Genomic DNA, 26,544 nt, shown 5'->3' on the forward strand with positions numbered 1-26,544 from the left:
TGTGTCGGTCTAATTACCGAGCGACTTTGTCGTAAATAGCATATCAGCCAGTTGTTAAACTGGCTATGATTTATGCCTATTTTTACAACGCTTGCGACCTTGCAACTCTCAGTGCAGTGGTATTCAAATTGTTTCTTAACCACATGCTACGCACACCGCCTGCGCTAATATCAATACCGAGGGCTTCAGTCAGCTTGATGGCCACTTTCTGTTGACCAAGGTGGGGATGCTCAACGGAGAATTTTACGACTGCATCTTCGATGGCTTTATCTACACAGTTTTTATGTCTTATATCGGGAGTTTCTTGGCGTTTTAAGGCATCAGGACCGCCTTGCTTAACCAGTCTTAAGTGTCGGTGAATAGTGTCTCGTGAGACGCCACTTTGTCGTGAAGCTGCACTGATACTTCCAAGCTTTTCGATTAATGCCAACACCTCTAGTTTCTTTTGTACTGCTAAGTCTTCTGATTCAAGCTTACTTGGCTCATTTACTTCAGATACCTTGAGTTGCCGCCCTGCGAAGTGTGCGGTGAAGCCTTTCTTGCTGGTGTTTCGGATCTCAATTTTCTGATTAGCTATGGAATGTTTTAGCGGTGAATCAATCAAATAGAACTTGTTACCGTAGCTGAAGGTGTGGTCATTGCGGATCTTACGATGGTCTTTAATGACGCAGATATCATCAAGGTTGGTGTGTTTCGATAATGGTGTAAATTCAGGCGCTTGCTTTGATTTCACTTGAATTCTAGACTGCCAGAATTGTGGGATGAATACATGTTTCAGGTATGCATTAGCACTGGCTATATCTTTAATATTGTTAAGCCTTAGCTCAGGTACAAGGCGGTCTTGAAATGTATCAAAGGCACGTTCAACACGGCCTTTACCTTGAGGCGAATTGGCGAAGATAATCTCAATACCCAATTCTTCACATGCACGCTGCATTTGTGAGAAGTTGCAACGCTTTGGCCCGCCGAATATACCAGCTCTGTCTACATAAAGCGTTTTAAACACACCTTGGGTTTCAATACAGTCTCGCATTACCTTTAAGCAACCTACGGTCGTTTCTGAAGGAAAGAACTCGGCGTATACTTCACTAGTAGCATCGTCAATCATGATAACTAAACAGTGCTTTTTATCACCAAACCAACGATGAGGGCTACCATCCATTTGCATCATTAACCCCGGAGCTTCCATGCGTTCTCTGCGTTTGCGAACATTACTACGTCTTCGTTTAGCGCGTTTAACATGGTGGATATCATGCGCCCAACTTCGTAGGGTCTCGCGCTTAACTACGATGTTTTCATTGATTGCTAACTGCTCAGCTAAGTGAAGCAGATTCAAGTCGAAATACTTTTCTTTAATCAGAGTTTGCACGGCTTTTTTAATTGATACTGGTGTTTTATTTGGCGGGGCTTTGCCACGATTACCATGAATAGCAAATTGAATACCGACTTGCTGATATTGTTTGACGTAGCGTTCAATTGTACGTCGTGACTTGTTAAGTAACTTTGCTGCATTGCCAATTGTTATTCTGTTTTCTGCTACTTTAGCAATAATATCAACAGTGAGTTGAGCTTTTGAATCCATCACAATCATCCTCAACATGCCTTATTAGTATTCCAAAAACAAAACACTAACAGACACGTAAAAAAGTGACCGACAAATTCCCTTGGTAATTAGCGATTACGACAGAATCGCTTGGTAATTAAGATACGACAAAGTCGCTTGGTGTTAACAAGTTCCGATGAATAAGTTTGAACTTCATCTGACAGGCTGCGATGAGTATACATTCTCTTTAGCTTGTTTTTGGACAAAAACGTTTTAGAGTATTTATTTGGTAATTCCTAATCAGCCGACGTGTCAGCGGTCGGCTGCATTTTCTTGTAAGCTTTATAGTGCAATACTCTAGTGTTTACACCTAAATATTCATAAGCCGCAGCAGCCTTCATTACCAAATCTTCGTCTCTACACAGAAAAAAATGACAAAATGAAGCAACACCTGCATGCGTCATATCACTAAAGGATGCCCGAAATCTTCTATCTTTTTTCATTTTTGAATCACGATAGTAACCGAGAAAATTTAACTGGTGATAGACTGCGTTGACTTTCTCTTGAATAGTTCTTTCTCTATCCGAATCTGCTTCAAAGCTACGAGGTTTCACTCCAAAAAATGTTTCTATACCAATTCCTGAGAATTCTTCAATGCCTGATAAAATCTGCCATATTTTTTCCACCACGTTTGGCGGTTTTACATTTTTTAATATAACTGGCCCAATTCCCGTTTTGGCCTCGAACTCTGAAACTGGGGATTCGCCTCCTTCATCAAGTTCCTCTGCTACTCTCGAAGATTGACTGCTCATCAACGCAGGCAAATCTGCAATAAGCTTTTTGATACTTTCTATATGTATGGTTTCATCTAGCGCAATTTCGTCAATTCCCTCTAAAGCTTCCATCATGTACTTTTGTAAATCAACAGAACCTTGCTGAAAGATTTCTCCAAAAGACTTATCTGATTGTCCCCCGTAAAATTTCATGAGCATCTCAGACATGCCAAAATCGCCACTACAGCTTTCCGATTGATTTGCTAAAAAGCGCTTATAGGTATCACTTGCTAGATGTAGTGGCTCGCGAACATAATCCCTCTGACTTGATTACATCGTACATTTTGGACTCACATTAAGTGAGAATATGACCGGTGCCTGACTCACTTTAATTGACAATGAACTCACGCTAATCGAGAACGGGCTTGCAAACATAATCAGTCGGCTCACTTTATTTAAGAATAACGACAGTTCATAAAAATGGACGTTAAAAGATACCGTTCGTTAGTTTATGCATATAAAGCAGCCTGCGCCATTACTTATTTAAGCGTCAAAACTTAAAGCGTGAAAGCTTAGGTATGTATCGGTTAGTGTCAGACTTATATTTTAGAAAATCATCGCCATGCACTTTCTTCAAATAAGGCTCTTCAATTTGTCGAACAATCACTTCAATGCAAATCCAACATACAAAAGCACATGCCCAAAGCAGCAAATGTGGGAACGTTATACACACCCCTGCCCAAAATAGAAAAATACCAAAGTAAATGGGGTTGCGAGACTTTGCGTAAATCCCGTGGGTAATAAGTGCAGTCGTTTCTTGCTGGTCAACGCCAATACGCCATGAATCTCCCATTTGAATTTGAGACAACAAAGTTACAGCAATTCCGCAGGCGCCAATCAAGGAGCCGAGAAGCTGAAATGGAATTGAAGGAACAAATAGTAGGGGCGCACGTCCTAAGTAACCAAAAAGAACTAGACCAAATGCAAAGCAAAACGTAACCACGAATATAGCCCCTGGTACAATTTCTATTAATGGTGCGTTTATAGATGCTGCTCTTATACCAAAATCACCATTTCTCTTATATTGGACAAAGCTTCTACCGAGGACGGCTAGCGCCAAAAAACTACTAATTAAAATAAGCGAAACCATATCTATCCTTATCGTACATGACGTTAAGAATATGATTGTAAAGTCTATACTTAATAAAGAGTCAATAGGTACCTAAAAATCGTTCAGGTAAAACTTGGGCATTTACGAATAAATGCCCAAGAACACTACTGATCCCCTTTACTATGCACGAGTCGATAGAGTACAGGCAGCACTACCAGTGTTAGCAAGGTTGACGATATTATCCCGCCGATGACCACCGTGGCCAAAGGCCGTTGCACCTCTGCACCTATGCCCGTATTGAGCGCCATGGGCACAAATCCAAGGCTTGCCACTAGTGCTGTCATTAATACCGGACGCAAGCGAATAAGTGCCCCTTCAACAATGCTATTCACTAATTCTCCGGTTTCTAGCAAACGTTGCTTGATGAAGGACAGCATTACCAATCCGTTTAATACGGCAATCCCAGACAACGCGATAAATCCTACCGACGCGGATATGGATAAAGGCATATCCCTTAACCAAAGAGACATTACACCGCCTGTTAATGCCAAAGGGATACCTGTGAAGATAATCAACGCATCGCGTATAGAACCAAACGCAATTACCAGCATTGTCAAAATCACAAACAACGTAACCGGTACCACAATCGTCAATCGTTGACTCGCACTTTCGAGCTGCTCAAAGGTTCCACCATAGTCGAGCCAATAACCAGCAGGTAAATCTACTTCATCATTAATTCTCGCCTGAGCTTCTTCAACAAAAGTGCCAATATCTCTGTCACGCACATTTGCTGTGACAACAATACTACGTTTGCCATTCTCCCGGCTTATTTGGCTAGGTACTTCTTTAAATGCAAGTGTGGCTAATTCGCTTATTGGTACATGCTCACCAGAGGGCGTGACTATGGGAACGCTCTCAAGCTGAGTGAGTTCATTTCGAATGTCGTCGGCATATCGCACGACAATTTCAAAGCGTCTGTCGCCCTCAAAAATCATTCCAGCGGTTTCTCCACCTGTCGCAGCATTGAGCCATAACTGCAAGTCGGCTATATCCAAACCAAAGCGTGCCAATTGATCAGGCTTTGGTGTGACGGTGAAGATTGGAATGCCTTCTACCTGCTCAAGCCTCGCGTCATCAGCTCCTTCAATCGTTGAAATAACGGTCAAAATGTCAGAAGCAGATGCAAAGAGCGTATCTAAGTCATCCCCAAATAGCCTTATCCCCAAATCTGCCCTTACGCCACTAATCAATTCGTTAAAACGCATTTGTATAGGTTGCGTAAATTCATAATTATTGCCGGGCAAAGTAAACAAGTCCTCTTCAAACGTTTTCACTAACTCAGCTTTTGTCATTGATGGATCGGGCCATTGCTCCCGAGGCTTTAAAATAACAAACGTATCAGTAATGTTTGGTGGCATAGGGTCGGTGGCGACCTCACCCGTACCCGTGCGACCGAATACCGTCTGTACTTGCTCATACTGCATAAGTTTCGCTTCAAGAGTTTTTTGCATTTCAACTGCTTGTTCTACCCCAGTCCCAGGGATGCGTATCGCTTGTACTAAGATATCACCTTCATTGAGCTGGGGAATAAACTCGGAGCCTAATTTACTGCCCATCCATAAACTGCCGACAACCAAAGCACTCGCTGCTACTACCACTAGCCATCTAAAACGCAGCGCTCCGGTTAAAACAGGACGATAGACTGCCTTTGCACCTTTAATAATTGGGCTTTCTTTTTCGCTAATTTTACCTCTCATGAAAATTGCTATCGCCGCAGGCACTACGGTAAAACAAAATACCATTGCGGCAAGCAAAGCCATTATCACGGTCGCTGCCATGGGGTGGAACATTTTACCTTCGACGCCAGTGAGCGTGAACAAGGGGATATAAACAATGGTAATGATCAATACACCAAACAAACTGGGACGTATGACTTCATTAGTGGCTTCATATACAACATTCAGCCTTTCTTTGAGCGGTAGAGTAGCGCCGTTTTGTTTCTGGGATTCGGATAATCGTCTGATACAGTTTTCAACAATGATAACTGCGCCATCGACAATCAAGCCAAAATCCAGTGCGCCTAAACTCATCAAGTTAGCAGACACATCTGTTTTGACCATGCCCGATATCGTGGCAAGCATTGCCAAGGGTATTACAGCGGCGGTAATAAGTGCAGCTCGCACATTCCCAAGCAAAACGAATAGCACAACGATGACAAGTAAAGCGCCCTCGACGAGGTTTTTCTGCACTGTGTCGATGGTTTTGTCAACGAGGCTTGTCCTATCGTAAACCGCTTCAAGGATTACGCCCTCGGGTAAGCTTGTTTTAATGGTTTCGAGCTTACTGTCCACAGCTTTGGCGACCGTACGAGAGTTTTCTCCCACTAACATCATTGTCGTGCCAATCACTGTTTCTTGGCCATTTAACGTGCCGGCTCCAGAGCGCAGCTCTTTACCGAGGTTGATTTGGGCGATGTCTTGAATTTTTACCGGTACGCCATCAATGATCTTAACAACCACTTGGCCGATATCGTCGATGCCCTTAAGTTGGGCTTCCGATCTGATCAGTACTTGTTGCCCATTTTGTTCTACAAAACCAGCGCCTTGATTCGCATTGTTGCGTTCTAGCGCACTGAGAAGGTCACCTGTACTTATCCCAAAGTTTATCATTGCGACTGGATTAGGATTCACATGATACTGCTTTTCAAATCCGCCTATCGCATAAACCTCGGTCACCCCCTCAACAAGCGACAATTGGGGCTTAATTACCCAATCATGGATCTCCCTTAATGCCATAGCATCATAGGGTTGACCGTTGTCCTGTCGCGCCTGAGGCTCAGCACTTAACGAGTACATGTAAATTTCACCCAAGCCTGTGGAGATAGGGCCCATTTCAGGGGTTAACCCTGTTGGCAATTGCGCCGCGATGGCGGTGAGACGCTCGTTGACGAGATTTCGTGCGAAATATAAATCAGTGCCCTCTTTAAACACGACTGTGACTTGCGACAAACCATAGCGTGATATCGAGCGGGTATACGATAAATTAGGCAAACCGGCCAGCGAGGTTTCAACTATAAACGTTATGCGTTGTTCAGTCTCCAAAGGCGAGTAACCTGGGGTTGCGGTATTTATCTGCACTTGCACGTTGGTGATATCAGGCACAGCATCAATCGGCAATTGTTTGTAACTGTACATACCAAAAAAGGCGACAAACAAGGCGAACAACATCATGACACCACGTCGCTCAATGGATAGACGGAGTATTGGTGCTATCATGTTCTCACCTCACCGTTTTTATGGACTTGGCTTTGCTTTTGACAATAAATGCGCAGGTAATTAGTCATCATCGCCCGCCTCCATTTTTAATAAATCAGCTTTTAGTAGATAGCTATTTTCTACAACGACTTGCTGGCCTATTTGAACGCCCTTCACAATCTCTACTAAACGGTTGTCCGTGTTCCCAAGCTTTACTTGGCGGGGGTAAAATCGCTCCCCTTCTTTGACAAAAACAATGGTTTGCCCATCTAACTCTTGTATTGAACTTTTGGGGAGAGCCAGATTGACTTCTTGGAACCCAATCTGAATATAACCCTCTACCATAGCGCCTAAAGGCCAATAACCACTGCCATTATCAACGTTCACAAACGCGATAGAATAAGGTTTGTCATCAGGTGAGGACGTAATGTGGCTTATACTTGATTGTTGCTGCAATTCCTCAAGCCTTAAAGTGACTTCCATATCAACGGCAATACGAGTACGTTGTTTGGGGAAAATAGCCAATTGAGCAATTGCGCGAGAGTAATTAGCAACAGAAAGCAGTACTTGACCGTTGGTGAGCTCACCATCATTGGCGTGTCTAGCTATGATTTTTCCAGACATCGGTGAGGTGATTGAGTATTGATTTAAACTCTCGTTTGACTCAATGATTGCCAGTGTGTCACCTTTTTCTACTTTATCTCCAATATTCACCATGATACGTTTTACAACACCGTCGAAGCGGGCACGAATATGACTCAGTGACGCAGGATCATGAACTATCCGCCCAAAGGTTCTGGTTGTGAGCGATAATGTTCCTGATGCGGCCGATGCAGTCACGATATCGTGTTCAAGCATCCGTTCTTGAGATAACACTACGTACTCGGGTCTTTCTTCGGCTTCCTCATCGTCATCATCAGCCAGGGCGACAGAAGCAAACAGTAAAGTAACTAGCATGACTAACATGCCAAGCAAGTCACGTGCGCTAGTAACTAATGTAAATTGTGATTTATTCATTATTTTTTCTCTATTCATTGTGATGATTGAGCAGACGTCGAGGGAGAGTCAGAAAACACGGGAATTCCCGTAAGTGCCTCTAGATCTGCGCTTCGAAGGTGAACTAAGCCTGCGGCTTTTATCATAGTTCGTTGCATATCTATGAGTTGCTGTTGCGTTGTCACCCACTCTATGTAGTTGTAGCGACCACTTTCATAGCCATCCCGCGCCAATTTCAATGCAGATTCCAATGTTGGGACGACATTGTCTTGAAGGGTCGTAACAGTGAGCAAGGCTTGGTCATTTGCGCTAATGACTTGATTTAATTGGCGAGTGAGTTCACGAATTTTCGCTTGTTTTTGATAGTCTATACTGTCAAGCAATGCGCGCTGTTGTTCGTATTCACCTAGATTCCGCTGCTTGGTATTTAACGGCACCGAAATACTGGCGACTAACGCTGTGTCATCAATTCCCTGCATTCTTCGGATACCGGCTTCCCACGCAATGTCGAACTGCTGATTGGCCTGAACCACTCTCAATCTGGCCTCTTGTACCCGATAGTTATCAGCATAAAGCAGAACGTGTGGATTGCTTTGAAGCTGTGAAAGCATTTGTTCAAGTGATAGTGAATTTGGAAACGATAACAGTGTCCCTTCAACTTCCGCAAACGCAGCGTTAGTGTCACCCCACATGATGGCCAGGTCGCGTTTATACTCATTGAGTTTTTGTTCACTTATCAATAACGACAAACGCGCCTGCGACAACGCTGACTCTGCACGTTTTTTCTCAAGTGGTGAAGAAGCCCCCGCTTCAACCCGTGTAGAGACTGTCTGAAGCATTGTGCGAGCCAGCATTTCAGCTCGTTGCTCAGTCTTGTGCAACGCTTGTTGGACAATGACATTGATATATCGTCGAGTTGTTTCACCCAAGATGTCCAGCGTACGAATGCGCCGTTGTGTAAGCAGTTGTGCTTTTTTTGAACTCACCACATTCATTCGGCCGCTGACTTTATCTCCAAGCTCGATGACCGACGATAAGGTCAGTGTCAATTCGGCATCTTTGATACCAGACACTTCGCCTGTTCCCAACACATTTTCAACTTCAACCCCAACAGACATTTCAGGTCGTAAGCTGGCCATTTTTGATTCACCATCCAAAGCCGAAGATTTAAATTCGAACACAACTAAATCTGGGTTGTTTGATAATGTGCGTTTGAGCGCATTTTCAAGCGTGATTGAAGACTTTTGCGCATTGGCAGATTGAACAGATATGCTCATGGTTACCAGTGCAGCAGATATCAATTTCAGATACGCTGAGCTAGCTTTTTTTATGCCCAATGGGCGTGAAGAACTCATAAAAGAACCTTTTGTTCATAAGATAACGACATACATGGAAAGCACCCATGCAAACATATAGGAGGGAATGGATTAATGTTGAGGTGGGCGCAAAAGGCCTTCGACTAGGCCGTCAGTGACGTTGCGGGAATAACTGTATTGATTGGTATATAACGGTTTAGATACGTCATTTATTGGGTGTTGTGCCAGAAACTTAATCTGTCCACATTGACACAGCACACAATGGAAACACTTAGACTCTTCACTCGACGTATTATCACCAGCATTTACATTTTTTTCGGGAACATCATAAGTGCCTATCGACTTTGATTGTTCAGGGACTGACGATACCTCCGCAGGGTAGTCATCGCATTGAGCGGCGAACGAAAAGCCCGATTGACACATGAGCAAAGTAATAAGTAGCCATGCCAACCTACGCAGTTTTGATGTGCAATTAAAAATTGGCATTTTCTTATCAACTTTGCGCATTAAGCGCTCGCTGTCTTTCATTTCCAGCATCTTCGAGGATCATTTTTGCCCCGCGCAACACAACGCACGAAACTATCACACCGATAACCAGATCAGGCCATCGAGAATCGAGCCAAAACACCAAAACGCCAGCAGAGATAACACCTAAGTTGGCAATAACATCGTTGGCTGAAAATATCCAGCTTGCCCGCATATGCACTTCTTCATTTCTTTGTTTGCGTATGATCACAAGACAAATGACATTAGCAACCAGTGCAACTGCCCCCATAGCCATCATTAGTCCCGATACAGGTTCGCTACCGTAAATTGACCGTCTTACAATATCAATGATAATCAACACACCCAGTGCCATCTGAAAAAAGCCGCTAATTCTAGCCGCATTGGCTTTGTGCAATAGCGATTTACCAATAGCATAAAGGGCAACACCATAGACAACTGCGTCGGCGAGCATATCAAGTGAATCGGCTATTAATGCGGTTGAATCAGCAAGCAACCCGATCCCCATTTCTATAACAAACATTGTCGCGTTTATTCCCAAAAGCCAATACAAAACCTGTCGTTGAGACTGGTCTTTTATTTCAACTTCGCACCCACATCCGCTCATTAGAAACACACTCTTTACTGATGAATAGTATGAGTATAAAGTCTATACTTGGTATAGAGTCAACGGTTAGGAGTAAAAAATGAAAATTGGTGATGTCGCAAAGACGACAGGTTGTAGTATTCAGACCATTCGTTTTTATGAAAAGAAAGGGCTATTGCCTGAGCTCAAGCGCTCAAGTGGAAATTATCGTGTCTACGACAAGGGGACTATTGAACAACTCCTATTTATTAAACAGTGTCGTTCATTGGATATGTCTATCATGGAAGTAAAAACGCTCATGGACAGTCGTTCGAAGCCAGATCAGAGCTGTTCAAATATCAATACGTTAATAGCTAAGCATTTATCAGACGTCATTATTCGCATTGAAGAGCTAAACGCATTAAAGTCATCACTCGAAAATATGGCGTCAAAGTGTGATCAAAACAAAACCATTAGGGACTGTGGCATTTTAAATTATTTACACACTTAAAAGTGTAAGAAGCACACAGTTTCACTGTGCGCACTCGCCTCAACGTGTATCTATCGGCTAACATTCGTCATTTGTGTAGATTTATAAGGCAAAAATCAATAGCCTGAACTTTTGATACTGAGTCAGCCATGCATATTCATTTGTGGCCCTACAAAGCGATTTACATCGGAATCAGTCCTGATAATGATGTTCATGCACATCATGCTGTCCAAATTTGCATTGGTTTAGACAAAGACATCTCGGTTCAAGATTACAAGGCACAAAGTATTCACACCGGACAATGTATTGTGATTTTCGAAGATGTCCCTCACAAGGTTTTGGCACTGCATATTCTCTCCAGCTTTGATCACCCAATTGCATTAACTTTGATCGCTTATTCTCATTAAGCTTTGATCACTAAAATCACTTGTAAATGATCACATTTATGCTCTTAATGATTTTGCCGATCAAAGCTTAATACCACTCGTAACCGAGTTCACGTTTTATCATTTTTGTAGGTGTGTTAAACCGTTATCTGAATCGTTTGATGAGGATAACAACAATGACAACAAGACCTATATCTATGAGTAAATTACATTCCATTTTACGGCTGAAGTACTCAGCACAATTATCCCATCGAGAGATTGCCAGAAGTTTAAATATTTCACCTGGTACTTTGGCTAATTACCTTAAAAAGGCCAATGAGTTAGGCTTAAATCAATGGCCAATACCAGAGGATAAACAGCAAAATACATTTTTCAACACCAAACTCAAGCGCTTCTCAACGCGTAAAAAAAGACACCCAACGCCTGACTGGTTAAATATCAATAAAGACTTAAAACAACATAAACACCTAACATTACAGCTCGTATTTGATGAGTTACTTGAAAAAGTGGGTGAGCCTTATTACAGCTACAGTCACTTCTGCCGAGCTTATAAACAATGGTTAGGTACCCAGCGACTCTCAATGCGTCAGCAGCATAAAGGGGGTGAAAAGCTGTTTGTGGATTATTGTGGCCCCACAATTACCATTACTTGTCCGACGACACAAGAAAAGCGCACTGCTCAGATATTCGTTGCTGTGCTAGGTGCATCAAATTATACCTATGTTGAAGCAACGTATAGTCAGCAACTTGAAGATTGGGTAATGAGTCATGCGCGTTGCTTTGAATTTTTAGGCGGCGTTCCTGACGTTGTTATTCCCGATAATCTCAGAAGTGCTGTCAGTAAAACCTGTCGCTACGAGCCTGATTTAAATCCGACGTACCACCAGTTAGCCGAGTACTTTAACGTTGCTGTCATTCCGGCTAGACCTTATAAACCCAAAGATAAATCGAAGGCTGAAGTCGGCGTACAAATTGTTGAGCGTTGGATCATGGCACGCTTACGTAACCAAATCTTCCACAGCTTAGCGCAACTCAATCATGAAATAGCAAAGCTACTGGATATGATGAACAATAAGGTGATGAAGCAATATCAACAATCACGCAAACAGCTATTTGATATGGTGGATAAAAACGCATTAAAGCCATTGCCTGAAAAGCCCTATCAATATACACAAATCAAAACAGTACGTGTGCATATTGATTACCATGTTGAAATAGAAAAACATTACTACAGCGTGCCTTATCTGTGGGTTAAAAAACAATTACGCGCACACATATCCAATCAACTCGTGCAGCTTTATTATGACGGCACTTTAATAGCACAACATCCTCGCTCAAACCGTTTAGGCGGACATACGACACAGACACATCATATGCCAAAGGCGCATCAAAAACAGCATGAGCAGTCACCGATAAATTTACACTCATGGGCATTGAGTATCGGTGATTATACTCATCAAGTCGTTGAATTATTGCTTAATAGCAAACGTCATCCAGAGCAAGCTTATCGCACCTGTTTAGGGGTATTAAGTTTAGCTAAAACGTATTCAAAAGAACGCCTCGAGCGAGCATGTTACCGAGCAATTTGCATGAATACGACCACACACAGATCTATTAAGCAAATGCTGCAAAAAGGGTTAGACCAACAACCATTACCCACACTCTAAACAGAGCCAGAAAAGCCAATTACACACAGCAACATACGTGGCACAGATTACTACCATTAAGGAATGTAAACATGATAGAAACAATTAATCAGCAACTTCAATTGCTCAAGTTATCGGGTATAAAGCAAGCACTCAAGCAGCAGCTTGAACAGCCAAACCTATATCAAGAACAAAGCTTTATAGAGCGCGTCAGTTTATTGCTAACGCATGAAATTGATACGCGTGACCAAAGAAAAATAGAGCGACTGGTGCGACAAGCAAAATTCCGCGTACCGGGTCAGTTAAATCAACTCATTTACTCGCCGAAGCGTAATCTAGATAAAGCACAAATACGCGGCCTCTGCCAAAGCACCTGGCTGAGTTTACATCAGAATATATTAATTACAGGCGCCACAGGCTGTGGCAAAACCTACCTCGCGTGTGCCTTGGGTCACGAGCACTGTTTACAAGGAAAAAGTGTCTTCTATATTCGATTAAAAGAATTACTTGAAAGTCTATTTCTAGCACAGGCCGATGGCAGTTATCGAAAATTATTGGGTAAACTCATTAAATACGACTTACTTATTTTAGACGATTGGGGGCTAGAGCCACTCAGTGCTCAGCAACGAAGCGACTTACTTGAATTAATCGATGCTAGATATGGTTATAAATCACACATCATCATCAGTCAGTTACCACAGGAAAACTGGCACCAAATGATCGGCGAATCAACGCACGCTGATGCTATTTTAGATAGGCTGATTCATGGTGCAATTAAGTTGAATTTAAAAGGAAAATCGATACGAAAACAGTTAAATGAATTGACTGATGATGATCAGTTAAGTTAATTTAAAAATGGCTCTACAAAATGATAAATCAAGCGATCAAAGCTGATGAGAATCGGTGATCAAAGTCATGAGAATACGCAATCAAGTCCTAATTGCTCAGCCCAGCTCCTGATGATAGACCTGTAATATGAATAGCTTATTGGTTGATTAGAGCGACGTATACTCCGAAACAAATAATCACTGGGTTGCAATTTAACTTCTTGAATCCAATGGATAATACTTTGTTGTGTTCTCGGAGTTATCTCAAATTGAACTTCGATCCCAGTTTTCTTCTGCGTTAATTGAACCCTTTCAAATACTTGATCGAGAGTAGTGACGTCTCGAACTTTTAAAGAGAGTAAGTCACATGATCTTAGCTTGCTATCTATAGCCAAATTAAGTAAAGCTAATTGCATCAAGTTGTTTTGAATTTCAATTCGAGTGCGAATACGCCAAATCTCTTCAAGCTTGAAAGGACGTTTCACACCAGTAGCATTGTGATTTAGTTCTGGTTTCATAGTGACCTCCTATTTAAAAGTCACTATGAGGATAGTGGATGTATTACTGATTAGGATTTGGACAAAAGTGTGTTTAGTCACCCTGCAAGTCTATCAAACAATCCATTTGGACTTCCCAGCTTTCACTAGACAGTTTCTAACTCAGAAAAATACGCTTCCTCAAACTTAGCAGGTGAAACACCGCCTGTGTGTGAATGGCGTTTTTTTGGATTGTAGAACATTTCTATAAAATTGAATATCTCAGCTTTTGCATCTTCCCTTGTCGAATATATCTTACGCTTAACTATTCGCTTTTTAATCGTCGCAAAAAAGCTTTCAGCAACTGCATTATCGTGACAATTCCCAGCTCGACTCATTGAGGGTACAAGGTTATGTTCTTTCATAAAGGCTAAGTAATCAGCGCTACCATACTGGCTTCCTTGATCACTATGTACCATTACGTCAGCTTTGGGTTGGCGCTGATAAACTGCCATGAGCAATGCTTTAATTACTAAGTGCTTGTCCATGTTTTTATCCATCGACCAGCCTACGATGCGCCTAGAGAATAAATCCATGACAGTTGCTACATACAAGAAGCCTTCATAGGTTCTCACATAAGTAATATCACTTACCCAAGTTTGATTCGGCGCAGGAGGATTAAACTGACGAGCTAGCAAGTTATCTGCAATGCGCGATGTTTTACCGCCTTTAATATGGCGACGTTTATACCCTATTTGCGCTTTGAGTTTATGTTGGCGCATGATCTTAGCTACGCGATTAACACTACATTTTTCACCAGCTTCACGTAAATCTGCGTGTATCCAAGGACTACCGTAAGTGCCACCACTGGCAACGTAAAACTCTCTAATAAGCTTAAGCAAACGATTATCTTCGATTGCTCTGTCACTCAATGGCTTCTTTAACCACGCATAAAAGCCACTGCGGTGTAGCTTAAATAGTTTACACATCGCAACAATAGAAAACTCATTTTGATGCTCACGAATAAAAGCGTACTTTACTCGGGGTTGCTGGCAAAGTACCTTGCGGCCTTTTTTAGAATGTCGCGTTCCTCCGTAACACGTTTTAGCTCGGCCTCAAGTTTGGCGATCCTTAGTTGTTCATCTGATGATTTGGTTTGTTTGGGTTTCTCTGATAACTGGCTTCGCCAGTGATATAACGTTTTGGTACAAATATCTAATCGTTCTGATACTTCAGCAACTGAATAACCACGTTCAGTTATTTGTTTAACTGCTTCGATTTTAAATTCTTGGGTATACCGTTTGCCTTTGCTCATAAAACACCTCTAATTAGAAGTTACAATGTAACTCATTGGGTGTCTAGCAAACTATGGGAAGTCCAGTTACGCATAGAGAACAAGAGCGAAAATTACCAGGCGTTTTAACAATTGAAGCAACAGCCCCCAACATTAGGTGAACAGAACCGTTAGATCCACTCTCCATAGATGTCATAGCCTGAACTCTAGTGCATTCACTTACAAATGGTGCGTAAATAGGAAACATTGTGTGTTCATAAATAAGCCGCTGAATATCGAACTTTCCTGTATTCACCAACAAACTAGATATCGCTGATAAATGACTAGGTAAATCTAACGTTGCAATAACCTTGCGATCATCAAATACCTGATTAAGCAGCTGCTTAGAACTTGTAATAGCACTACGAATGCCAGATCTAGCAACTAAGCTATAAATTAACTCATCTGGGTATGGAACAGGAAAATTGTGCAATACTAACTCACCTCTTCCAGCAACGATTGAATATTTAAAACCAAACCTAACTTTAACATTGTCGAATGCATGTCCGAGTCAACATCTGCTTGAGAATGAATAAACCGCAAATCGTTACTATCAAGTGTATGCCACTGAGTATGTTTAATTGATGATGCTTTATTTCCCTTACTGGGTTTAGCTTCTTTTTTAGGTAAAGCTTGTTCTGGGCTAGTTAAGTGAGCATGTATTAAAGGTAATAAGCTAATCCAGGTCAAATTTGGATTTTGATCAAATATTTTCCGAATAGCAGGCGCCAAAAGACTTGTGTCAAAGTCATCTTTTAAAGCTATATAGACTCGTTGCTCTTCTTCACTTCTTAGCTGTTGATATGCAAACTCTTCCGGAGTCTGTTGCACAGACTCAGCCACGTGCTGCTGTAGTTTTAGTAATCTTTTATCGGTGTCACTTAGTTTAAGGTCTGAGAACTTGATTATTGCTTCTGGATCATCGGAGCGAAGAGCTGCAAGCATAGGGTGGACCGGTATTAATTCATCGTTGTACACCTGCTGCATTAACTTGGGAGTAATTCTTTCAACTTTGGTGGTAATTGCTCGCAACTGACACAGTACAAATAACTTTACCACGATATCAAGAACGCCTTGGCTTAAGTCATACCATAAAGTTCGAATTTCATCAGATAAAATTTCATCACGCTTCTGAAGCCACTGGAGTGACCACAATTTATCGGTTAAAGCTCTCCACTCCCTTCCTTCTTCCATCGGGTCCCAAAATATTGCTCCCAGGCCTGAGCCACGTCTAGCGGACCTCATATCGGCTTCAAATATCTCTCTTGCTCGCGGAGTACCCACTAAAATAACGGGAAGGCCGATGGTATTGACTAAGGTTACGAAGAAATTCAGCATTTTTTCTGACCCCCCGGAGCGAGAACGGCTAAGATGTTGAATTTCGTCTATAATAAGTACACCTAACGCATGAGCATTTGCAACTTGTGCCATCGCAGCCAAAAGCGTTTCAATACTAGGTCGCTTACTCATTGAGTATTGTTTTTCGTAATTGGATGTTCCTAAAGCACGATCTATCGCCCGAAAAAAATTCAAACATAATTCTTTCAATGAGCCATCATGAGAGCAATCAATCTTTAGATATATTATTTGTTCAAGGTTTGTATCTGGGTGGTAGATAACTTGTGGATATAGCGATAACAGTTGTTTCATTGCAGTAGTTTTTCCATTACCGCTACACCCTATAAGCGTCATACTTTGTGCAGTTGAATAGACCTCTGTGAACTTTATCGCCTTTAAATCCCCAGAAAGCACACGCTCGTACCCATTTTGAATATGCCTAGCCCAATCACCTGTATCAGGGTTTCTCCCTACGTAGCCACCTCTGATCATCAATGAAATCCGCTCATGTAGCTGTATATGCTGACTAAGTGGTTGAAAAAAATCATCAATAACACGACAAATGCTATGCGCTCTATCAACTCCATTTTGATGAATATCATCAGGTGTGCAACGTAACTTTCCTTTTAAGGCGCTTAAATCATCAACAAAGCTATTTAAAGGCGGTAATGCTTCTATCAAAGGGTTTCCTTGATAGGCAGGTATAGTAGAAGGTTGATAAACTGCAATAACTCGATGACTTTGACTATTTTGCATTAATTATCATCCTCATCATCAAATAGCTCTGGTATAAAATTAGGAAGCTCATAATTTTCTTCTATACCTTTTAGCTGAACGATCTGTGCCGGCTTTTCTTGTTTGGGTCTATTTGGTTTAATGGCCAATTCCTTTCTCTCTTGCTCTCTTATTTGCTGCTTATTCCCTTTAATATCTTTTATTTTTTGCGCATTGCTCAAGGTGCTGGCTTTACGGTTATTTTTAGCTTTTTTAATTTTCTTCTCGAGAAGATCATCAAAATCCCTTTCAACAGCTGAATACTGGTATTTCGCCTCTGCTGAAACTTGTTTTTGCACCGCTTGTCGTTCCCAAACTTGGTACCAAGTCATATCACGGAACTCTCTACTTCTAGTTGAAATATCACACACCCAAAAAGTATTTTTCCCTGTTTCTGGAAATAGATATATATGATTAACAGAGCCTAGATCATAGGCAGCATAAAGGTTTTTTGGTCTAGTAACTTCCGTAGAGCGATGCATCCACCCAGCTTGGATAACTTCTTTTGCTGTATATACAACTCCCCACAACTTTACCCCTAATTCAGATACAGTTACTTTTTCACGAGGTAACAACAAAATTTTAGCGATGTCAGTATCTACTGTTCTTAAACTACCAGTACGGTGCTGAAGTCCCCATCGCCAAAGTTCAATTGGGATAGAAGGAATGCTTTCTGGCATGTCAGAAGCACGATCATATTTCTCCATTGGCTTATTCAAGTTATGAGCAAGGATTGAGTAGAGTATAATTTCAAAAAAATCAGATTTTGCGACCGCCGCCTCAACTCTATAGTCTTTTTCACCGTGCTTTTTAACCTTATTACCCGATACGACACCTGGCATATAAGGTTTAAATTTAGCCTGAAAAGCTCCAAATGATCTCTCAACAATACCTTTCGCATCCCCTCTACGTGGAGGAGCACTTTCTAACCGGACTTTAATACCATTAACTAAGTAGCTCGCTTGATGGCTCATTAATTCACCGCGGTCAGCAAGTAAGACATCTGGAATCCCTATACATGGCCACTGTTCATCAGAAATATCTATGCCATATTTTTTGCAAATATCTACTTTACTACTAAAACTAGATATTAATGCTTTCATTGCCACCGGGAAGGATGCGTTATCAAAGCCAATATAAAATCCCGCAACCATGCGGCTGAAAACATCAATAACCATATATATAGTCGGTCTTCCGATAACTTTGTTTGGATCGTTATCATCTACCAAATATATATCTGCGATGGTAGCATCAATTTCATATCTGCTTCCTGGTCCTAAAGCTTGCTCTGTAGCTGTTCCATGAAGCGGTCGAATGTCCTTATTGTATTCACCTTTTGGGGTCTGCTTTATGATCTGAGTAGATTTGGTATATTCAGTTTTGTAAAAATATTGAAACTGTCGCAATGTTGGAATTTCGTGCTCAGCCACATCAGGGTATTTTAACTTATAGGCCTTTCCAAACTTGATGTATGCATATCGAATTGAGTAGCCTTTATCATTCATCAAATACTTGTCGCAGATAATTCGAAATTGCTTCCTAATATTTTCATTAACGGCTTCACCTTTACCTATACCATAAATACGCGGTCTACCTGCTTTAGTATTTGTGAAATTTCTTCTTTTCCCTGCTGCCCCAGAGTTCTTATAGTCGGGTAAAAGCGCATTTTTTATCTGACCTCTTTGCCAATAACGTCTAACTAAACGATAAATAGTCGATTTACTTTTATCAGATACAGCAATCGCATGGCTAATCCTTTTTGCTCGGGTGCTCTTATTAAACGCCCCCTCACCATCAATAATAGGTTTTATCAGTTCATAATGTTTTTGACTTTCTAGGTAATTACTGGATTCTAGTTCCCAAGATTCAGCCTGAAGATAAGCATATGGATCAGGTATTTTTTCTACACGTCCCTCGTCAATCCAAACATTACATTCATCAAAGTAAATTCTTTCTGGTAAACCTTTATTCTCATCAAGAATAATCCAATAAAAATAGCTATTTTCAGTAAAAAGCACTCGATAGGGCTTACCATCAAATGCGATAGTTTCATTAACTTGCCACATAGGTACGCCTCTCAGATAAAGACATGCTTCTAAACGTAATATCTTTTGCTGTCAAAATGTGAAAAGGATAACGAATATCAAATGTGATAAGCCTTGCAGCACACATTAAACGTATGTCATATAAAGACTTACCTAACTCTTGCTGATATGCATTATCATACTCTTTACATATGTCGACCACTTTTCTATTAGGATAACGACTAAAATATGTTTTCATATTTTCAAATAATAATAACAACTCGTCAGTGATAATTTCATCAAAGTATCCTTTAACTCCATAAAGCCATTCAATATTAGATACGACAACCTTATCTATCTCTTTTTCTGTTACAAGGAAAAAAGGAACTTTTTTGAGCTGCCAATATCGGCGCTCAATTTCTAGCTTTTCAATTGTTCTAGGGTCTTTTAGCGCTTCTGAATATTTTACCTGGATAGCTAACTTTGGCTGATTTTTGGTACTTAAATTGACTAAAAAGTCTGAAGACATTACAAGATTTATCCCTCCTTGCGAAGGATGCCAAAGTTGACCTTCCTTAGATATATTCAGGGTGTCATCTCTATTCAGTGGGAACTGTTCACGGATATCAGTTACAGCAACGTTATAATCTAAAAGAAGAAACACTGCGAACTCAAGATCCGATAACACATGGTGAATCCGGCCAGTAAGGTGAGAGTAGACACGCTGGGAGCGACCATCTGAAGGTACTTCATTGACATAAAGCCATGGCTTGTAATTAGAAAGCCTTCCGGCACCACGACCATCCTTAATCCGTTTGTTGATTTGCTTTTCAGTTAGGACGTACTTTGATCTTGCCATAAAAAAAATCCGGTTAACTTTTATTCAGTTTAACCGGATTTATAAAGTTTTCAACTTTAATGTGTTAATTCTAAACTTTATTGTTTAGTTCTGAACTTTATTGTTCGCCCACAACAGGTAATTACCAACCTTTTGATTTTACTCAACAGTAACCGATTTAGCTAAGTTACGTGGTTGGTCAACGTCAGTGCCTTTAATTACCGCTACGTAATACGAGAGTAACTGTAATGGCAGTGTGTAAACAATTGGCGCAATAATGTCGTCAGTGTGGTTTACGTTGATTACACGCATTGTGTCGTCTGACTCAAAGTGTGAATCTTTATCTGCGAATACATAAATAATGCCGCCACGTGCGCGTACTTCTTCTACGTTTGATTTAAGCTTTTCTAATAGCTCATTGTTTGGTGCTACAACAATAATTGGCATGTCGGCATCAATAAGTGCAAGTGGGCCATGTTTTAGCTCGCCTGCTGCGTAGGCTTCTGCGTGAATGTACGAAATCTCTTTAAGTTTAAGCGCACCTTCCATTGCAATTGGGTATTGTGAGCCACGACCTAAAAACAGTGAGTGATGCTTGTCGGCAAATTCTTCTGCAAGGTCTGCAATGCCATCAGCTAGTAGTAATGTTTCTTCAAGCTTAGCTGGAAGTACTTTAATTGCATTTACAATGGCACTTTGATCAAGCTGTTTTTCTTGAGCTATAGACGCAGTAAGCATTAACAAACCAACTAATTGCGTTGTAAATGCTTTAGTAGATGCTACGCCAATTTCAGCGCCCGCTTTAGTCATAAAGGCAAGGTCTGATTCGCGTACAAGCGATGAACCTGGTACGTTACAAATGGTCATTGATGCCATGTAACCTTGCTCTTTAGCTAAACGTAATGCAGCTAGCGTATCGGCTGTTTCACCCGATTGAGAAATAGTCACAAGTAGGCTGTTTTCATGAACAAACGACTGACGGTATCTAAACTCAGAGGCAATCTCAACATTACAGCTAACACCCGCAAATTGCTCAAGCCAGTAACGTGCAACCATACCTGAATGGTATGACGTACCACAGGCAATAATTTGTACGTGTTTTACATCTTTAAATATTTGCTGAGCGCTGTCGCCAAAGGCATCAATTGCGACACGGTCGTCGTTTAAACGTCCTTCAAGGGTATTGCGTACCGCAAGTGGTTGCTCGTAGATTTCTTTTAGCATGTAGTGGCGGTAATCGCCTTTGCCTGAAGCATCTTGCGTGATATTTGATTCAACAACTTCACGTTCTACAGCGTCGCCATTTTCATCAAAAATTTCAACAGTGTCGCGTGTAATACGGGCTACGTCGCCTTCTTCTAAGAAGATAAAGCTACGAGTAACTGGTAATAGTGCTAGTTGATCAGAGGCAATAAAGTTTTCGCCAAGGCCTAAACCTATAACAAGCGGGCTACCTGAGCGCGCTACGATGATTTCGTTGTCGTTTGCTTTATCAAATACAACGGTACCAAACGCACCTTCAAATTGCTTAACCGCTGCTTGAACAGATGCAAGTAACGTAGTGTGTTGCTTACGAAGCTTATGAATTAAGTGCACCATAACTTCGGTGTCGGTTTCAGATAGGAACTCGTAGCCTTCTTCTTTAAGCGATGCGCGTAAGCTTGCGTGGTTTTCAATAATACCGTTATGTACAAGTGCTAGTTGGTTGTTTGATACATGCGGGTGAGCGTTTTCTTCAGTAACGCTACCGTGTGTTGCCCAGCGTGTGTGTGCAATACCTGTATGACCACTAACGCCTGCTTTCTCAAGTGCGGCTTCTACGTTCACAACTTTACCGACTGCTTTTACAGTATTTAGCGTAGAGCCTTCTAATAGTGCTACACCGGCAGAGTCGTAGCCACGGTATTCAAGACGTTTAAGGCCTTCAACTAAAATTTTGTTTACTGGACGTTCTGCAACCGCCCCAACTATTCCACACATAGTGTCTCCATTAATTTTTTAATTCTAGTAACTCGCTTTGTAGTTACTATTCAATAATCTCTGCACAAATTAGTTTTACACCACACGCCTCAATCGCTTTGCGTTTATCATCTGCTAAGCCAGTGTCGGTTATTAAGGTGGTTACTATTTTCCACGGTAACTCTAAATTTGGTATTTTTCGGCCAATCTTATCTGATTCAACCATAACGATTACTTCACGGGCGGCTTTTGCCATAACTTGGCTTAAACCGACTAACTCATTAAAGGTAGTCGTGCCACGTTTTACATCTATGCCGTCAGCACCAATAAATAGCTGATCAAAGTCATAAGAGCATAATACGTTTTCGGCAACTTGCCCCTGAAACGACTCAGAATGCGGATCCCATGTTCCGCCAGTCATTAAAAGTGTTGGCTCGTTTTCAAGTGATAGTAAACGGCTCGCCACTTTAATCGCGTTGGTCATTACAACTAACCCGCGTTTATTTGCAAGCTCTGGGATCATGGCGGCCGTAGTACGCCCGCTATCAATAATAATGCGGTTATGATCTTTTATAAGTGCTGCGGCAGCCTTTGCTATTGCTACTTTTCGCTTAGAGTCTATTTCGTCACTTACAATTTCTTTAGGCAGTGCAATAGCACCGCCGTAACGGCGCAGTAATAGACCACTTTTTTCAAGCGCGGTTAAATCTTTACGAATGGTTACTTCAGATGTTTGAAACTGCTCAGCGAGCTTTTCAACAGCCACTTCACCTAGCTCATTTACCTGAGTAAGTATTAAATGACGGCGTTGCTGTGTGTTCCGTTTAGTCATAAAGCTCGTAGATTAAGTTTCGTTTCGAAAGATGTGCAATTCTAAACGAAACAAGTTAAATGGCAAGTGAACGAGCAAAAATAAAGCAGCTTTCAACGAGTAATAATAAAGGTAAAATAGTCACAGCATCTCTTAACTAAACAAAGAAACCTTAATGCAGCCATTTAATAGCTTAAACAAAGAGCTTTTAGCCCTACGTAAACAAACAGGCGAAATATGCCGACTCTTCAATAAAAGCCCGAGTAAAGGTAATTTAAAACGCATTAAAGAGCTATTCGCTCAATGCGGTGAAGGCGTAATTATAGAATCAGGTTTTCATTGCGATTATGGTAATCAAATAGCTATTGGTGATCGTAGCTTCATAAACATTAACTGTACGGTATTAGATGCCCCAATTAGTGAAGGAGCTATCAGCATTGGTGATGACTGCTTAATTGGCCCCAATGTTCAGCTATTGACTGTATCCCATGCTGTTAACCCTACACAGCGACTGAATAAAGAAAACTTTGCTGCTCCTATTACAATAGGCAACAACGTATGGATTGGCGCAGGTGCAATTATTTTAGCGGGCGTATCGATTGAGGATAACAGTATTATTGGTGCGGGATCTGTAGTTACTAAAAATGTAGAGGCGGATACTGTTGTTGCTGGTAATCCAGCTCGTGAGATAAGAACACAATAACTATAATCGATGTTTTTTTGCGTCGGGTGTCGCTACGCTCGCCCGACCTACATTCTAGAAGTAGATAAGTGTACATTAATTGTCCGCATTTTACTTTTCTACGGACGTAAAAAAGCCCGGCTCTTTCGAGTCGGGCTTTCTTGTATTTGGAGCCTGGCAATGTCCTACTTTCACATAGCAAATGCTACACTATCATCGGCGCTGTTTCGTTTCACTACTGAGTTCGGCATGGGGTCAGGTGGGTCCAAAACGCTATGGTTACCAAGCAAATTAGGTGCAAAGGATTAATGACAAGCACGTAGTGCTTCTTTTTCCTTTGCGCAAGGTGCCTCAACTTTAACGCTACGCGCTAAGAGTCACCTCATAAATTTGGAAAATTCTGATAATATTTTTTAAGTCTAAGTATTTATCTACTTTAGCTATTAACTTCTGTCGCTTGTTTCTGTCACAAAACGCGTTTGGCGTTGTATGGTTAAGCCTCACGGGTAATTAGTACAAGTTAGCTTAATGGCTCACACCACTTCCACATCTTGCCTATCAACGTTGTAGTCTTCAACGGCCCTTCAGAGACTTTAAAAGTCTAGTGAGAAATCATCTCGAGGCCTGCTTCGCGCTTAGATGCTTTCAGCGCTTATCAGTTCCGAACGTAGCTACCGGGCAATGCCATTGGCATGACAACCCGAACACCAGCGGTTCGTTCACTCCGGTCCTCTCGTACTAGGAGCAACCCCTCTCAATTCTCAAACGCCCACGGCAGATAGGGACCGAACTGTCTCACGACGTTCTAAACCCAGCTCGCGTACCACTTTAAATGGCGAACAGCCATACCCTTGGGACCGACTTCAGCCCCAGGATGTGATGAGCCGACATCGAGGTGCCAAACACCGCCGTCGATATGAACTCTTGGGCGGTATCAGCCTGTTATCCCCGGAGTACCTTTTATCCGTTGAGCGATGGCCCTTCCATTCAGAACCACCGGATCACTATGACCTACTTTCGTACCTGCTCGACGTGTCTGTCTCGCAGTTAAGCTGGCTTCTACCATTACACTAACCGTACGATGTCCGACCGTACTTAGCCAACCTTCGTGCTCCTCCGTTACTCTTTGGGAGGAGACCGCCCCAGTCAAACTACCCACCAGGCACTGTCCGTAACCCCGATTCAGGGGCCAACGTTAGAACATCAAAACTACAAGGGTGGTATTTCAAGGACGACTCCACAACAACTAGCGTCGCTGCTTCAAAGTCTCCCACCTATCCTACACATGTAGGTTCAATGTTCAGTGCCAAGCTGTAGTAAAGGTTCACGGGGTCTTTCCGTCTAGCCGCGGGTACACAGCATCTTCACTGCGATTTCAATTTCACTGAGTCTCGGGTGGAGACAGCGTGGCCATGGTTACACCATTCGTGCAGGTCGGAACTTACCCGACAAGGAATTTCGCTACCTTAGGACCGTTATAGTTACGGCCGCCGTTTACCGGGGCTTCGATCAAGAGCTTCGTCCGAAAACTAACCCCATCAATTAACCTTCCGGCACCGGGCAGGTGTCACACCGTATACGTCATCTTGCGATTTTGCACAGTGCTGTGTTTTTAATAAACAGTCCCAGCCACCTGGTCACTGCGGCTCCCGTCCGCTTAGAGAGTAAATCTCATCACAGATAGGAGCGTACCTTCTCCCGAAGTTACGGTACGATTTTGCCTAGTTCCTTCACCCGAGTTCTCTCAAGCGCCTTAGTATTCTCTACCTGACCACCTGTGTCGGTTTGGGGTACGATTCGGTATAATCTGAAGCTTAGAGGCTTTTCCTGGAAGTATGGCATCAGCAACTTCACACCCTTGGGTGCTCGTCTCGTGTCTCAGCCTAACAGCAACCCGGATTTACCTAAGTCACTAGCCTACTCACTTTCACATGGACAACCATCGCCATGCTTGCTTAGCCTTCTCCGTCCCCCCATCGCAATTATACCAAGTACGGAAATATTAATCCGTTTCCCATCGACTACGCCTTTCGGCCTCGCCTTAGGGGTCGACTTACCCTACCCTGATTAACATGGGATAGGAACCCTTGGTCTTCCGGCGTGCGGGTTTTTCACCCGCATTATCGTTACTCATGTCAGCATTCGCACTTCTGATACGTCCAGCATACCTCCCGGTACACCTTCAACCGCTTACAGAACGCTCCCCTACCACTCATCCTAAGATGAATCCGCAGCTTCGGTGCATAGTTTAGCCCCGTTACATCTTCCGCGCAGACCGACTCGACCAGTGAGCTATTACGCTTTCTTTAAAGGATGGCTGCTTCTAAGCCAACCTCCTGGCTGTCTGGGCCTTTCCACATCGTTTCCCACTTAACTATGACTTTGGGACCTTAGCTGGCGGTCTGGGTTGTTTCCCTCTTCACGACGGACGTTAGCACCCGCCGTGTGTCTCCCGGATAGTACTTTACGGTATTCGGAGTTTGCAAAGGGTTGGTAAGTCGGGATGACCCCCTAGCCTTAACAGTGCTCTACCCCCGTAAGTATTCGTCCGAGGCTCTACCTAAATAGATTTCGGGGAGAACCAGCTATCTCCCGGTTTGATTAGCCTTTCACTCCTAGCCACAGGTCATCCCCTAACTTTTCAACGTTAGTGGGTTCGGTCCTCCAGTTGATGTTACTCAACCTTCAACCTGCCCATGGCTAGATCACCGGGTTTCGGGTCTATACCTTGCAACTATTCGCCCAGTTAAGACTCGGTTTCCCTACGGCTACCCTAATCGGTTAACCTCGCTACAAAATATAAGTCGCTGACCCATTATACAAAAGGTACGCAGTCACCTAACAAGTAGGCTCCTACTGCTTGTACGTACACGGTTTCAGGTTCTATTTCACTCCCCT

Annotated in this window: 18 protein-coding genes, 2 rRNA genes and 1 pseudogene (1 of these 21 cut by a window edge); 4 read left to right on the forward strand and 17 right to left on the reverse strand. The window is 42.2% G+C overall.

The window, feature by feature from the left end; genetic code table 11:
- Positions 1–82 precede the first annotated feature (82 nt).
- The 7 genes from VOI46_RS16710 to VOI46_RS16740 form a co-directional block, all read right to left on the reverse strand.
- Positions 83–1,591, reverse strand: coding sequence for an ISNCY family transposase (locus tag VOI46_RS16710; protein ID WP_324738101.1), 1,509 nt, complete (start codon positions 1,589–1,591; stop codon positions 83–85).
- A gap of 248 nt (positions 1,592–1,839) precedes the next feature.
- Positions 1,840–2,544, reverse strand: coding sequence for a hypothetical protein (locus VOI46_RS16715; protein ID WP_004588580.1), 705 nt, complete (start codon positions 2,542–2,544; stop codon positions 1,840–1,842).
- A 322-nt stretch (positions 2,545–2,866) separates the two neighbouring features.
- A complete protein-coding gene (locus tag VOI46_RS16720) occupies positions 2,867–3,466 on the reverse strand; it encodes an isoprenylcysteine carboxylmethyltransferase family protein (RefSeq protein ID WP_004588581.1) in 600 nt (199 codons plus the stop codon).
- Between the two features lie 125 nt (positions 3,467–3,591).
- Complete coding sequence (locus tag VOI46_RS16725) at positions 3,592–6,702, reverse strand: CusA/CzcA family heavy metal efflux RND transporter (protein ID WP_004588582.1); 3,111 nt, start codon at positions 6,700–6,702, stop codon at positions 3,592–3,594.
- A 60-nt stretch (positions 6,703–6,762) separates the two neighbouring features.
- Entirely contained in the window at positions 6,763–7,698 is a 936-nt protein-coding gene (locus tag VOI46_RS16730) for an efflux RND transporter periplasmic adaptor subunit (RefSeq protein ID WP_004588583.1), read from the reverse strand.
- A gap of 14 nt (positions 7,699–7,712) precedes the next feature.
- Positions 7,713–9,032: a TolC family protein gene (locus VOI46_RS16735; RefSeq protein WP_004588584.1), complete on the reverse strand. Its 1,320-nt coding sequence runs from the start codon at positions 9,030–9,032 to the stop codon at positions 7,713–7,715.
- 454 nt (positions 9,033–9,486) lie between these two features.
- Entirely contained in the window at positions 9,487–10,104 is a 618-nt protein-coding gene (locus VOI46_RS16740; protein WP_004588586.1) for a cation transporter, read from the reverse strand.
- Positions 10,105–10,183: 79 nt separating this feature from the next.
- On the opposite strand from VOI46_RS16740, the gene cadR reads away from it, so the two are divergent.
- From cadR to istB, 3 genes are all read left to right on the forward strand, one after another.
- Positions 10,184–10,573: a Cd(II)/Pb(II)-responsive transcriptional regulator gene (gene cadR, locus VOI46_RS16745; RefSeq protein ID WP_004588587.1), complete on the forward strand. Its 390-nt coding sequence runs from the start codon at positions 10,184–10,186 to the stop codon at positions 10,571–10,573.
- A 541-nt stretch (positions 10,574–11,114) separates the two neighbouring features.
- Complete coding sequence (gene istA / locus VOI46_RS16750; protein WP_039972337.1) at positions 11,115–12,605, forward strand: IS21 family transposase; 1,491 nt, start codon at positions 11,115–11,117, stop codon at positions 12,603–12,605.
- 71 nt (positions 12,606–12,676) lie between these two features.
- Entirely contained in the window at positions 12,677–13,432 is a 756-nt protein-coding gene (gene istB / locus VOI46_RS16755) for an IS21-like element helper ATPase IstB (protein WP_004588589.1), read from the forward strand.
- Between the two features lie 80 nt (positions 13,433–13,512).
- On the opposite strand, the pseudogene VOI46_RS16760 reads toward istB, so the two are convergent.
- The 8 genes and pseudogenes from VOI46_RS16760 to VOI46_RS16795 form a co-directional block, all read right to left on the reverse strand.
- A pseudogene (locus tag VOI46_RS16760) lies at positions 13,513–13,929 on the reverse strand (tyrosine-type recombinase/integrase); the annotation flags it as partial.
- Positions 13,930–14,054: 125 nt separating this feature from the next.
- Positions 14,055–15,202, reverse strand: a protein-coding gene (locus tag VOI46_RS16765; RefSeq protein ID WP_282338776.1) for an IS3 family transposase whose coding sequence is annotated in 2 segments (ribosomal slippage) — positions 14,055–14,965 and positions 14,965–15,202 — 1,149 coding nt in all. Because the reading frame shifts where the segments join, the coding sequence is not laid out codon by codon here.
- 43 nt (positions 15,203–15,245) lie between these two features.
- On the reverse strand, positions 15,246–15,653 hold the full coding sequence (locus VOI46_RS16770; RefSeq protein ID WP_004588898.1) for a TniQ family protein: 408 nt from the start codon (positions 15,651–15,653) through the stop codon (positions 15,246–15,248).
- Between the two features lie 2 nt (positions 15,654–15,655).
- Positions 15,656–17,314 (reverse strand): AAA family ATPase, encoded by a 1,659-nt coding sequence (locus VOI46_RS16775; protein ID WP_004588897.1) that lies wholly within the window; start codon positions 17,312–17,314, stop codon positions 15,656–15,658.
- A complete protein-coding gene (locus VOI46_RS16780) occupies positions 17,314–19,398 on the reverse strand; it encodes a DDE-type integrase/transposase/recombinase (RefSeq protein WP_004588896.1) in 2,085 nt (694 codons plus the stop codon). The genes VOI46_RS16775 and VOI46_RS16780 overlap by 1 nt, the downstream gene beginning before the upstream one ends.
- Positions 19,385–20,215: a heteromeric transposase endonuclease subunit TnsA gene (locus tag VOI46_RS16785; RefSeq protein WP_004588895.1), complete on the reverse strand. Its 831-nt coding sequence runs from the start codon at positions 20,213–20,215 to the stop codon at positions 19,385–19,387. Before VOI46_RS16785 ends, VOI46_RS16780 begins: the two co-directional genes overlap by 14 nt.
- A gap of 138 nt (positions 20,216–20,353) precedes the next feature.
- Positions 20,354–22,174, reverse strand: a complete 1,821-nt coding sequence (gene glmS, locus VOI46_RS16790; RefSeq protein ID WP_004588894.1) for a glutamine--fructose-6-phosphate transaminase (isomerizing) — start codon at positions 22,172–22,174, stop codon at positions 20,354–20,356.
- A gap of 46 nt (positions 22,175–22,220) precedes the next feature.
- Positions 22,221–22,985 (reverse strand): DeoR family transcriptional regulator, encoded by a 765-nt coding sequence (locus VOI46_RS16795; RefSeq protein WP_004588893.1) that lies wholly within the window; start codon positions 22,983–22,985, stop codon positions 22,221–22,223.
- Positions 22,986–23,139: 154 nt separating this feature from the next.
- Here VOI46_RS16795 and VOI46_RS16800 point away from each other — a divergent pair, with 154 nt between their 5' ends.
- On the forward strand, positions 23,140–23,667 hold the full coding sequence (locus tag VOI46_RS16800; RefSeq protein ID WP_004588892.1) for a sugar O-acetyltransferase: 528 nt from the start codon (positions 23,140–23,142) through the stop codon (positions 23,665–23,667).
- Between the two features lie 151 nt (positions 23,668–23,818).
- On the opposite strand, the gene rrf is transcribed toward VOI46_RS16800, so the two are convergent.
- Both rrf and VOI46_RS16810 read right to left on the reverse strand, forming a co-directional pair.
- Positions 23,819–23,933 (reverse strand): 5S ribosomal RNA (gene rrf / locus VOI46_RS16805).
- Positions 23,934–24,135: 202 nt separating this feature from the next.
- A 23S ribosomal RNA gene (locus VOI46_RS16810) occupies positions 24,136–26,544 on the reverse strand; it runs 478 nt beyond the window's last position.

Source organism: Pseudoalteromonas sp. CuT4-3 (genome assembly GCF_035666335.1).
GTDB classification, from domain to species: Bacteria; Pseudomonadota; Gammaproteobacteria; order Enterobacterales; family Alteromonadaceae; genus Pseudoalteromonas; species Pseudoalteromonas atlantica.